Origin of the sequence: Methylobacillus draconifructus, assembly GCF_045984385.1 — a bacterium.
In the GTDB taxonomy this organism is placed as follows: domain Bacteria; phylum Pseudomonadota; class Gammaproteobacteria; order Burkholderiales; family Methylophilaceae; genus Methylobacillus; species Methylobacillus flagellatus_A.
In genome coordinates, this window is the sequence record NZ_JBJQIJ010000001.1 from 212,443 (window position 1) to 224,570 (window position 12,128).

8 protein-coding genes and 1 riboswitch are annotated in these 12,128 nt (G+C 52.3%); of the genes, 1 reads left to right on the forward strand and 7 read right to left on the reverse strand.

Features of this window, described 5'->3' with window-relative positions; translation table 11 throughout:
* Positions 1 to 84 precede the first annotated feature (84 nt).
* The 7 genes from ACKF11_RS01110 to ACKF11_RS01140 are packed head-to-tail and all read right to left on the reverse strand — an operon-like array spanning position 85 to position 11,342.
* Positions 85 to 342 carry a hypothetical protein gene (locus ACKF11_RS01110; RefSeq protein WP_407995657.1) on the reverse strand — a complete coding sequence of 86 codons (258 nt, stop codon included), beginning with the start codon at positions 340 to 342 and terminating at the stop codon, positions 85 to 87.
* Between the two features lie 28 nt (positions 343 to 370).
* Positions 371 to 1,216, reverse strand: a complete 846-nt coding sequence (locus ACKF11_RS01115; RefSeq protein WP_407995658.1) for a hypothetical protein — start codon at positions 1,214 to 1,216, stop codon at positions 371 to 373.
* Between the two features lie 19 nt (positions 1,217 to 1,235).
* A complete protein-coding gene (locus ACKF11_RS01120; RefSeq protein ID WP_407995659.1) occupies positions 1,236 to 1,517 on the reverse strand; it encodes a hypothetical protein in 282 nt (93 codons plus the stop codon).
* A 49-nt stretch (positions 1,518 to 1,566) separates the two neighbouring features.
* Positions 1,567 to 2,163 (reverse strand): hypothetical protein, encoded by a 597-nt coding sequence (locus ACKF11_RS01125; RefSeq protein WP_407995660.1) that lies wholly within the window; start codon positions 2,161 to 2,163, stop codon positions 1,567 to 1,569.
* Between the two features lie 2 nt (positions 2,164 to 2,165).
* A complete protein-coding gene (locus ACKF11_RS01130) occupies positions 2,166 to 3,098 on the reverse strand; it encodes a hypothetical protein (RefSeq protein ID WP_407995661.1) in 933 nt (310 codons plus the stop codon).
* Positions 3,099 to 9,590: a two-partner secretion domain-containing protein gene (locus ACKF11_RS01135; RefSeq protein ID WP_407995662.1), complete on the reverse strand. Its 6,492-nt coding sequence runs from the start codon at positions 9,588 to 9,590 to the stop codon at positions 3,099 to 3,101.
* 27 nt (positions 9,591 to 9,617) lie between these two features.
* The gene (locus ACKF11_RS01140) at positions 9,618 to 11,342 is read right to left on the reverse strand and encodes a ShlB/FhaC/HecB family hemolysin secretion/activation protein (protein ID WP_407995663.1); all 1,725 of its coding nucleotides are present in this window, start codon (positions 11,340 to 11,342) and stop codon (positions 9,618 to 9,620) included.
* 128 nt (positions 11,343 to 11,470) lie between these two features.
* Positions 11,471 to 11,566, reverse strand: a riboswitch (cyclic di-GMP riboswitch).
* Between the two features lie 216 nt (positions 11,567 to 11,782).
* On the opposite strand from ACKF11_RS01140, the gene ACKF11_RS01145 reads away from it, so the two are divergent.
* Positions 11,783 to 12,109 carry a YnfA family protein gene (locus tag ACKF11_RS01145; protein ID WP_407995664.1) on the forward strand — a complete coding sequence of 109 codons (327 nt, stop codon included), beginning with the start codon at positions 11,783 to 11,785 and terminating at the stop codon, positions 12,107 to 12,109.
* Positions 12,110 to 12,128: the final 19 nt, after the last annotated feature.

The following is a 12,128-nucleotide window of genomic DNA, read 5'->3' on the forward strand; positions in this document are numbered from 1 at the left end:
CAGTTTTAAAATTATATGCATTTGATATTGTGCTTTTCTTAATAATATTAAATAGGGCATTGATCTAAATTAAACATATTGTAGTCATTGGCACTGATATGGGCTTTCGTTTTTCAGCTCCTCATTTGTCTTGATATCGAGAATAATGACTTTGGCTTGTGGATAGCGTTGACATAAAGCATTTCTAGCAGAATAAATCCCGCTGCCTTGTACAGTCAGATTGACATTATTTAATTTGTTGCCATTTGCATCGTAAGCATCAACGCTATAAAAGCCCTGTGTTGTCACGCATCCGCATAACGCCGCGATAGAGATGGCGAGTGAAAATGTTATTCTTATCATCGATATTCCTTTGTCTTGAAATTAAAAACTAACGAGGTGCAACGTTCCTCAACATATTATTCATTTGCCTGTTATTCTGATTTTGTATATTGCGTTGGAGTTGATTCGTCATATCAACAGATCTGCTCTGTGGCAAATAGGTAGAAGAGCCTGAGTTTGGTTTTTCCTGGGTAATAGTGTTTTGCTCTGGCTGACAATTTTCTGATTTTGGGTATCGCTCGCAAATGTCTATCCCATAATAGCTAGGTTGACAGAAATAAAGATATGGGGATTTCTGGCATTTGTCAGTGGCCAGTATTCTTTCTATTGGTTGTGGTTGACACGCATCTATGTAAGCATTAGCTACACAATATTGACTATTCACTCTTGTATTCAGGTCTCTTGCAGGAGCTGCAATCTGACAGGAGGAAGGTGGGTTATGACCGCTACAAGGTTCGAATTTTCCCAGATAGCGGAATCCATCTTGTAACATACAACGCTGAATCCTGATGAGGCCGGCATTGTAGTCTTCCAGCGATGTATTTTTCATGCGCTGATAACCATGATCGTTAAGGTACTCTCCAGAGCCACATTCAAGTAGCGCTTTTTCTTTTTCCAATTTTGATGTTCCGGGTTTGCTCCATCGTTTAAAAACGTATACCTCACTTCTGTTAATGTATTTTTCCTTGCTTGGAATTTTAAATTTTCTAATAAACTCATCAGTAACTGGCGGGTCAATCGTCACCAGCTTGGGTTTTCCTCCTCCCCAATATTGCTCGCATCCAGGTTGCCCATTTCCATAACAATTAGAAGCGGAGGGGGCCAGATTTCTAGTGCCGCAACCAAGTAGCATGAAAGAAAACAGTGAAACAATAAAAATTTGAGTAATCTTCATTATGAATCTATCTTTAGGGTTATTTGGTTTGGGTAATGGTTTGGGTAATGGTTTGGGTAATGGTTTGGGTAATGGTTTGGGTAATGGTTTGGGTAATGGTTTGGGTAATGGTTTGGGTAATGGCTTTGCCATCAGGGGAGTCGTGCCAATAGGATTGACCACTGCCTTCAGGCTTTCCGCTACCATAGTTATTATGCACGGTTGAGTCGCCATAAAATATTTTCACCCATTCTTTAAGTAGGTTGCTGTTAATCGGAGTCGTCCCTCCAGTTGCCTGATTCCTTCCTATGATCGTTCCCACAAAATCATCAAGAAATCAAAGGGGTCAGACTCGATTGATCGTCTTATAGTTAATCGAATTGATTATTTTGTGAATTGCATGAAGGCGCAGGGTTAATTGTAATTTCTTTTGGTTGGAATTTTGTTTTTGAGCTATCCGCAACCAACTCTCTTACTCGAAGATAGCATTGCGCGCGCTCAATAATCATTGCAGCATCATAATTGCGATTGGGTTGAGGGTAAAAGTAGCCAGCAATAGGGCCACAACCTGAATGGTAAAATCGGCCATTGGATAATTGACCATCCCGCTCTAGGGATATCACGATAGTCAGAGGCTTGCCCGCGGCAACATGAAACTCATGATGAGACCACGTCATATCTTCTGTTTCCGGCATCCCGATTTTTTTGTTACCACCAAGCACAGAAAGCGCATTCAAAGCACCATAATTTTTACCGCCGCTGTGCGCCAAGATTTCTTCACTACTTCCTGGCTGGAAGCAAGATTTTCCTGGATACAAGTAAGTGTTATTAGGTAAGGAAAATACCCGCAATTGTGCAGTCGGTTCTCTGTCGGGAGATGAATCAATGACCTGATTGGTGGTGCATGCAGAAAGAAAGAGAAACGCTGTAATCTCAAGGGTAAATCCCAAGCAATAGAATAGTTTCATCGTTACCTCACGGGCGCAGATAATGCTCGGCGGGCCTGTTCCGGATCTACCCTGACAGGGCGCGGTACCGGATTAGCCTCACTGTCTTTCCAGCGTTGAATCTCCTTTTCACGCAATGTTTGAATCTCTTCTTGTGAAGGCAACACATAACCATCGGGCACTGGCATGATCTTGAAAGTCTCAACCCATTCCCTCAGCAATGCGCGGCGAGGATTAAACCATTCTGGATAATAGACAACAGAATCAGGGAATCTGCCATAAACTAACAGGCTATAGTCGCCTACCCTGGTCATATAGAAATCCATGGCAGAAATTACACTACCGGGTTTGAGTTCTGCTTCTCGTGGTTTGTTATAAGGTGATAGGCGAGGCTGAAAAGAAACAAACTCCCATTCCTGACCATGAATCATTAATTTTTCATACGCATTGTAATTATAGTTAAGCGTGTCACTGTATCTTGTCAGATCCCCTCCAATCGGCAATTTTGAGCCTTTGTAAATAATCAATCGATAAGCAATCGTGCCATCCACTCTTTCTTTCCCTGCATAGGTTTCCCATACATAGACAGCGCCTTTTTCTGGATCCAGATTAGGGATGTATTTGGAGTTGGGAAAAGGTTCAACCTCTATCCGGTTGTAGTTTGGATTACTGGATGTGGTGATGGGGAGTTTGTCAGTTTCCCTGATAACTCCATGACGAATGAAAGGTAAACAGTTTTCTTTTGTATATTGCACATTGGATGGGGAGAATATTCCAAATTGAATTCTGAAATTTCCAGGTTCGAAAATATTATGATTGTTTGTGCACACAACTTTTAAGTCCGACGAAAATGGTTTGGAAGTAGGCAGGTATGAGTTTTCAATACGCTCATAGGCTTTTTTAAAGGAACATCCCATTAATGAAATTGTTATCGCCAATATAATGATAGTCCTCACTTACTGAGCTCCTGATGCTGGTTGTTGATTAATGGTGGTCGTCAATTGTGTGGTTGGCCAGGTTTTAGGGTCGTTCCAGCGATAGGTAGAGTGTGCACTATTGCTTGTTGTGAAAAGCGCAAAGATTTCTTTCAGAGATGAGGCTAAGTTTCTAGATTCAGAACCTGGTACCACACCAACAAGATTGGCCCCCTGATATTGATCACTCATCCCCACATTACCTCCAACGATAGTGGCGACTGTATCATTGCTGTGGTTGTAGTAGCCAAGCCCATAATTGATGTTTGTGTAATCATTTAGTAAGTCAGGATTAATAGCTGGTAAACCATTTGTATTACCATATTTAATCCAATTCATTTTTTCTTCCAGCGTGGCATTGGCCAAGCCTGCTGCGTTGATTGCGGCATCTGCTGCTGCCGAGATTGAAGCCGCTGGACCTAGGAAATCCACCTTGAGGTTGGGCATGGTTTGACCACCACTTACCAGATCATTTAATGAAATAGCTGAGATTAACGTTCCGCCACTATGTGCATAGAGGTAGATGTTCTCATCAGGATGTTTTTCCTGTGCTGCTTGTAGCGCATTGCCTAGGCTCACAGATGTATTTGATGTTGAGCCAGTATATTTATCAATGGTTGCATTCAACAAGTCGGCGACAGCTCCCTGTGTATCGTTATACGAGAGGTATAGTATTTGTCCTTCTTTTTCTCCTCGTAAATGTCCGATGGCCAATACTAACGCACGGTCTGGCTCATTCATGATGCCGTTGATGGCCACATTTTGATTGCCTGCGTTATTGTCATCGACAATGGTAATGACAAATGCGTTTTTCTCATTACCATATTGATCCTCGACTTGCAGGTTGCGTAATGCTTCAATACGGTTCTCAAAGGGAATGTCGGGATTATTGATGGCATTTTTCAGGTAATTATCCTTAGCTGCTGCTTCTACGCATTGTGCTGGCGTCACTTGGCACTGTACGACAAAGCCTTGCGCAATATCGCTATCGCGTTTCTGCGCAACAAGCAGGAATTTATCTCCAGCAGCACCTACGCTATAAGTGGTTGCTGCATTGGCAAGGTTAACCTGGCCTGTACCTAGCCCGCTAATCAGCAGTGAACTGAGTGCTAGTGTTTCTGCTTGGGAAATCGTAGGGTTATCACGTTCATTACGGATGTTGATCGCTTGCGCTCGTAATGTTTGTGCTTGTTGCTTTAGTGCTTGTGCTGCCTGAGTATCGCCATTCGCCTCCAATATTTGAGCTTGTTTTTCCTTGTTTCTGGCATCATCCAGTGTTTTTTTGTACTGAGCATCATATTCCTGCACACGTTTTTCATAATAGGTATTGATGATTTGTACTGTTTCTGTAGTAACGGCAGCGATGATCTGGTTTGTTGCTTGTAGCTCCTGTTGGACTTTCGCCATATCGGGTTTTTCCAACGCGGTTGGATTTGCATTTTCTGTATCGCGGTTAATAGTTGCGATCATGGTTTGTGCATCTTTTCCAGTGAGCGCTTGCTGTTTGTCAGAGTCTTTGATAGATATTATCCCTGAGCTGATGGCGCTACGGGTTGTACTGCTATCTTCTCCATTTCGCTCAATATCTGGGGTAAGCGTGCTTGGGGCACTGACCAGATTATTGCCAATGTTCTTAGTCATGCTTTTTGACGCATCAAAGCTGAGTGTCATCCCTGTGTTTTCTGATGATGCGCTATATTCGGCGCTATTTGATATGTCTGAAACTGTCAGTGTTTCAGTACTCAGGCTATTTTTTTGTTGGTCAATAGCTAACGGGGTGGACGCAATGACTGCACCTTTAAGATCAGTGTGACCGTTTACATTTACTTGGAAGCCGCCATCCCCGGCAAAGATACCAGCCTGTTCATTCACGCTAGCATAATCGCTGTGTGCCTTACTGCTCGATGAGTTCATTGATCCACTCATCATACCGGTGCCAATTGGTACACTGATGCTGAAACCGCTATTTTTCTGCTTGCTATCATAAGTGCTCAAGTCCTGCAGGCTCTCGATATTGAGATCACCATTGCCTGAAACTCCCACATTGGCGACTACTTTCGTACCTTTTACTTGCGATCCGATGATGTTGGTATCCGTACCGCTTTCCAGGCTCACTTTATTTCCAGCCTGCACCACACTTTCTGCCCAAGTGGTATCAGTACCGTTGGCCTTGCCTTTTCCTTGAGAAGCACTTGCAGTAATAGCGAGGCCATTAGAGCCAATACTGATGCCAACGCTAGCTGAGCTGGATTTGTTCTTGCTAATGAGAGTATCGATGTTTTGTGCGGCGAGCAGGTTTACCTCATCATCTGCCTTGAGGTTTACATTGCCACCAGCCTTGATGTTGCTGCCTATAAGGTTGATGTCAGATTGTTCTCCTGCGCCTGCTGCCGTGATCGAGACATTTCCACCCGCAATGACATTGCTGCCTTGGGCGGTGCTGCTGGTTTGGGTGGAGGTGCTGCTGCTCTGACTGGTGCCGATGGATAGACTTAGATTAAATCCTCCTGCTGTACTAGGGTTGCTGGCAATTGCATCGGCAGCATTTTTTGTACTTGCGACGACGGCAGTGGCCGCAAGCGCTTGCAAACGGGAGTCTTCTACTTGTTTCGATACTTGTTGCATTTGGTTGGCCGTCTGGATGGCCGAAATGACCGGGCTGGTGATCGCCAGCGTCAGTCCGCTCTGCTTGAACTTGGTCTCGGTGGTCTGGGTGGAGGCGTTGTTGCCTGCGGTGATGTTGGCCTGCCGGGCGCTGATCTCGATATCGCCTTGTGGCGCGAGCACATCGCTGGCGGTTTGCGTGTAGGTGTTGCCTGCCTGGATAGCGACGCCGCCTTCGACGCTGCCCACGGTGCTGCCGCTCTGCGTGACCGTCGTGCCGGTCTGCTTCTGGCTCAGGTTGCTGGTGCCGTAGCCGATGCTGGAGCCGCTGGCGGAGAAGCCGGATTTCTTGGTGGTTTTCTGGTTGAAGGTGTAGCTGGTGTTTTCAGCTGCGGCGATATTGATGTCGCCGCTGGCCTGTAGCTGGGTGCTATTGGTGGAAACGACGTTGCTGCCGGTGATGTTGATGTCTCCCGTAGCCGCTAATGCGGTTTCGGTTGGTACGCCAGCTTGCAGGCTGACGGTATCCGCACTGAGGCTGCTGCCGATGGCCTCGGTGGATTTGGAAATGGTGCGGTAGGTCTTGGTGGTGCTGCTCAATCCGCTGCTGCGCCTGGTCTTGCGGGCCAGGTCGAAGTTGCTGCTGGCCTCGCCTGCGGCGATGGTGATGTCTCCGGCTGCGGCGATGCCGAGGCTGCCGCTTTCGCTATTGATGCTGCCAGCCTTGATGCTGACGTCATTGCCAGCTTGCAGGGAGATATCGCCGCCGGCCTGGATGGCGGTGCCTATATCTTGCGCGCTACCGTAGGAAACACGATTTTTGGCATTGCGTACGCTGTTGTTCTGTTCGGCGATTTGCAGCGTGCCTAGATTGATGTCGTTGCCTGCCTGGAGCGAGGTGATGCCGTTATTGCCGTTGTTGACGATGCTGGCGGCTATTAAGTTGAGATCGTTGCCTGCGCTGGCGACGAGGACGGCATCGGGGTTGCCGACATAAAGCCCGGCCACCCTGTCGAGATTGGTGCGGCTGAAACTGCTGGCGCCTATGGTCTGGGCATGGCTCTGCGTGGTGCTGGCGATGTTGATGTCATTGCCGGCTTCAAGTACCAGCGCATCTTTTGCCATGATAATGCCGCCAATGTTGTCGATGTCGCCAGCAGCCTGCAATGCCGTGACATCGGCGCTGATGGTGCCGCCAAGGTTCTGGATGTTGTCTGCATTGAGCACGGCCAGGGTGCGCCCTGCCATGGTGCCGCCGTTGGCGATCGTATCGGTGGCTTGGATGTTGATGCTGTTGCCCGCCATGATGCCGGTGGCGGGGTTCAGGTCGCCATCTTGCAGCCGCACATACACCTGAGGAACAAGGGCTTTGGTGACGGTGCCGTCGGGCAGGGTGATTTCCTGCTCCACTAACCAGACGATATCGGAGGTGAGCTGGGCGATTTGCTCCGCTGAGAGCGCAATGCCGGGAATGAGCTGGATCTGGCTTGCCACGGTGAGCCCGGCATTCATGAGGGCCTGGTATTGCGCCTCGTCGTCGGCGTAACCATCAAGGAAGCGCCTGCCGGTCAGTTCGGCGATCTGCTCACGCACCAGGCGTTGCTCGTAGAAACCATCCCCCAGGCGCTTTTGCGTGATGGCAGGGTCGAATGAGAGTTGCTGCACCATGTAGTCGGAGCTCAGCCAGGTGCGGTAATTGGTGAATCGGGGATTGGTTTCTATCAGATAGTCTCCTGAAACATCGGGCAGCGTCTGGAACAAGGCGTTGTTGTTGACTGTGTTCGGGTTGCTGCTGACCACGGTGCCGCTGGCGGGCGGCGCAGCGTCGCCTTCAAGGCGTGTGGTGTCCAGGTTGTAGGTGGTGACGATGTTGCCGGGGCTGTGGTTGCCCAGATAGTCAATGTCGTAATCGTTATCGTTGCCATCCCAGTCGTAATACCAAGCGCCGCCGCTGTGGCGGACGATGGTCTGGCCTTCGGTGTTAAGGTTCTGCACAGTGGCGCCGCTGATGTCCAGCGCAGCGCCGGCGATGATCTGGCTATCGCTGTTCAATACATTGCCCGTGATCCGCATATCGCCGCCAGAGAGGATTTTGCCGGGCGTGGAGGCGAGCACTTCGGTGTGGGAAGTGTAGCTGGTGCCTTGGTAGCGCGTGTATTCGCGGAAGCGGTACGGACCGGCATCGCGCCATTCAACATTAACATTCCCAATCCTGGCGCCGGGGTAGTCTGCGCTATCCCAGACGACCCCCTGGCCTGCCGGGGTGAATTTGTCGTAGCCTGCGGTGGTTTCCGCTGTCCTTCCCACTTGCAGGCCGGTGTTGAGGTTTTGCAGCTCATTTGCGTTGATGACCATGTTGCCCAGCGCTTCAATGGTGGCGTCCTGGTTGATGACGGAAGCGGCATTGCCGGTGGCTATCCCTGAGGCATCAAGGACGCCGCTGATGGCGATGTCCCCGCCGCTGAACAGCATGGCATTGTCGCGATTAATGAGGTTGCCTGTTGCCAGGTCCAGCCGGGTGCGCCCAGCCATGATGGCAGCGGTGGTGGTGCCATCCACGGTTTCCGCGAGGTTGTTGATCTCGCTGGCCTGGATGCTGAGGTGGTCACCGAATATGCTGCCATGCCCGATGTTGTCCAGCCTGTCTGCGGTTATATGCGTGGTATTACCGTCTATGGTGCCGCGGTTGATAATCGCATCTTGGCTGAACAGCGTGGTGCCGGATGAAGCAATTTCCCCGGCGTTGTCAATGTTCTCTGCATTCAGGCTCAGCCCGGCATTGGCGTTGATGGTGCCTGCATTCTGCAAGCTGTGATTGGTGGTGATGTCGATATTGGTGTGCGCTGCCAGCGTGCCGGAGTTGGTAATGTGTCCGTCAGCAGTCACGACGACTTCGCCCACACTGGCCCCGATATGCCCGGCGTTGCGTACGCCCAGCCCGGCTTCGGTGCCGATGAGGTGGATTTTGCCGGCGTACATGCCGCCCAGGGCTGCCACGTCCACGGCAAAGGCAGGGGCCGGGCTTGCCGGGGCGGTCTGGGAAACCGCCGTCTGCTTGCCGTTGCTGTCGATATCGACCTGGTTGGCTCCGGTGGTGATATTGAGTTCGTTGGCCCATATGCCGGCATTCACTTCCACCGCCCGCGCGATGATGTCCGTATAGTTGGCCTGGGAGGCATCCATGCCTTGGCCTAAGAAGCTGATGCCGCCGCCGCCCACGCGGTAGCCCAGCAGGTTGCCGCCGTTGAGGATGGGGGTGCCGGTGGTGAGGGTGGCGCGGTTGGCGTTGATGAAGCCGCAGCCGTTGCAGCTGATGCCGGCCGGGTTGGCAATGACGAGCTGGGCACGGCTGCCTGCGATCTCGATGAAGCCGTTCAATAAGCTGGGGTTGCTGCTGTTGACTTCGTTGAGGATGACGCGGGCGGTGCCGCCTGCGAGCAGGGGGTTGCCCTGCACCCAGCCACCAAGCTGGGTCTGCACATTGGCGTTGCTGTTGTTGAGGATGGCTCCCTGGGCATTGACGTCAAACTGGCTGTAGGTGTTGCGCGACACCCCGGCGGCGCTGGGCGTCTGGATGTTGACCAGCGGCAGGCCGTTGGCGGTGTTGCCGATGATAGGCTGCTGGCCGGCTGGCGCCGACGGGTCGGCGATGATGTCGGCTTGGGCTGGATTGATGATGGCTAGGGCGGAACCCAGCATGAGCATGAGGGAAAGCCGCAACGGCGTGATGTTTGCCAGCACTTGCCTGGCGATGGGCGAGGCATTGGGGGATGGGCTGGCCGCGGCGTTGTGGACGGCGATGTTCTCAGCCACGGCCATCATGAGGCCTCGGGCACGGTTGAATACCAGGCGGTAACGGTGTTTGTTCATCTTGATTCCCCTTTAACGTGCTTGCGGCTAGAACGACCAGTTGAGGTTGAATCCGGCTGCCGTCTTTGCGGTCTCGAATCCATCCGGTTTTTTGACGGGCTGCCCCAGGAACAGGTCGTAGCTGAAACCCTTGTAGCCTCCGCGCATGCCGATGACAGCGCCAGCCAGTTGTTTTCCGATAAGCGTGTCGCTGGATTGACCGCCTACCTCGCCATAGTCGAGCCCGAGATAAAGCGCCTGCCCGCTTTGCCCGAGCATGGCGCTGAGGTCGTTGCGGATGAACCAGCCACGGTCCGCGCTCAGGGTCAACTGCCCGTCGAAGCCGCGCACGGTGTAGCGGTTGCCGATGGCGAAGCGGTCCTGCGGCGTGAGCGGGGTGAGGTTGGATTGCGCGCGGATGTTGGCGGCGTAGCGCAGGGCTTGTGTTCCCCATGGCGCCTGGATGGAAAGCGGGGCCATGAAGCTGATATCGGCGGTGATGATTTCCATGCGCGAAGTGCCTTCGCCGAACGCTTCTTCAGGCGCTTTCAATGCCTGTTGCGCGCCGGTGCCGCGGCGGTAGGCGAGGCTGTAATCCAATATGGATTGGCCGAGATACCAGCTCTGGCTGACGCCCAGCGACCATCCGGCAGTGCGTCGCCGCTGCACTTCCACCTCGGTGTCGTCCACGTAGTTGAATGATTTGCGGAAGAAGCTCCCCAGGGAAAGCTGCGTCTTGTTAATGGCGGAGCGGTAGACCATGCGGCTTAGCCTGAATTCGGCATTCTGGGTGCGGCCGCTGTAGAGGTAGGATTGGTTGAGGCCGGCGACTTCCTGGTGATAGGTGTAGCTCGAGCCGGTGGCGCTGAACAGCCAATCACCATAAGGGATGGAGTAATGCAGGGTCTTGCCGCGCGAGCCGCGGCTGCCTTTGTCGCCGCCGCCCAGGTCCTGGTTGAGGTTGATGTAGAACAAGTCGCTCAGGCCCAGCAGGTTGTCGCCGGAGAGCGTGACGCCGCCCTGGTATTTGCCCGTGCTGTCGAAGCCGCCATCATCCGCGCTGAAGGTGAGGCGGAAGGGCAATGCCTGGCGGTAGCGGATCACCAGGTCGCTCTCGCCGGGTTGCGCATTGCCATCGGCGGGTTCGATCTGGATATCGGCGTCGGAGGTGGGGGAGCGCTTGAGGTTTTCCAGGCCTTGCTCGATGGCGCGCAGGTTGAGGATGTCGCCAGGGGCGACCGGCAATGCGTTGCCGTAGCGGATGCGCTGGCTGGAATCCGGGGTGAAGCGGATTTGCCGCACCTTGCCGGGGATCACGGCGAGGCGGAGGTGGCCATTGCCCAAGGCCTGCGGGCCGGCGAGGATGCGTGTCGTGACGTATCCCTCGGCCACGATGGTGTTCTGCACATGCGACATCGCGGTGTTGATGCCTTGCGCGCCCAGGCAGCGGCCGATGGCGATGTGGTCTTTATCTCCATGCAAGACATCCTGCAATGCAAACTGGAAGAGATCGGCATGTTCGCCTTCAAGGCTGATCTGCCTGATGGTGAAGCAGGGGGATTCCTCGGTTGGATAGGCAAGCGGGGCTGGCGGCTGCGAGCCAGGCTGGCGCATGTCCGGCGCTGTTTCCTGTTGCTGCCGCAGGACGCGCAGGCGTTCCTGCTGCAATAGCTGTTCCTGCGCGGAGGTGTCGATCGGTTCGATTGCCGCAATGGACGGGCATGCGTAAAGCAAGGCCAATACGGCCCATAATCCATGACGAGATGGCAGCAAGCGTGATTCCCCTATAACAATATGCAATCAATATTTTTATTGCTAAGGGGCAAGGCCGGCATTGGCAGATGATTAGACAGCCTTTGCGCAACGGGCCAGGCAGGAAGCTTGGCGGGCGAGGTGCTCAATATGGCGGTTCCGCTGTCATAGTAGACAAAGTGCTGCTACCTTAGACCGGTGACTTTGCGTCCTCGATTTTTCAACCAAGGTTGCCCTTAACATTTTTGACTATTCTGATGCTGTCGATGAATGAATGTCAATCTGGTATGGGTGTGAGTTTATCTCTTTGTTTTGTAGGCGGATTGCTGGCGATTTTGTCGTCTTTTGTCTGTAGTGCAAGTGGATCGCCAGGCTGGATGCCGGGGTGGGCGATATTATCCAAAAGGCGTGCCCTGAGTTTGTCTATAATGGCCTCATTTTAAAACTTGCCGGTATCTCGCATGCTCGTGTTGAAAACATTCTCGTTATTCGTCGTGACCGCGTTGGCGGAGATCCTGGGCTGCTACCTGCCTTACCTTTGGCTCAAGAAAGGCGGCTCTGCCTGGTTGCTATTGCCAGCCGCCATCAGTCTTGCGGTGTTTGCCTGGCTGTTGAGCCTGCATCCAACTGCAGCAGGGCGGGTATATGCGGCATATGGCGGGGTGTATATATTCGTGGCGCTCGGCTGGTTGTGGCTGGTGGATGGCATCAGGCCTAGTACCTGGGATGTCGTCGGAGTAGCGGTAGCCTTGATCGGCATGGCGATCATCATGTTTGCGCCGCGTTAGTCTTCCAGCTCTTGCTCAT

Coding starts and splice junctions, on each gene's coding strand:
- ACKF11_RS01110 (WP_407995657.1), bottom strand. CDS start 342: ATGATAAGAATAACATTTTCACTCGCCATCTCTATCGCGGCGTTATGC.
- ACKF11_RS01115 (WP_407995658.1), bottom strand. CDS start 1,216: ATGAAGATTACTCAAATTTTTATTGTTTCACTGTTTTCTTTCATGCTA.
- ACKF11_RS01125 (WP_407995660.1), bottom strand. CDS start 2,163: ATGAAACTATTCTATTGCTTGGGATTTACCCTTGAGATTACAGCGTTT.
- ACKF11_RS01135 (WP_407995662.1), bottom strand. CDS start 9,590: ATGAACAAACACCGTTACCGCCTGGTATTCAACCGTGCCCGAGGCCTC.
- ACKF11_RS01145 (WP_407995664.1), top strand. CDS start 11,783: ATGCTCGTGTTGAAAACATTCTCGTTATTCGTCGTGACCGCGTTGGCG.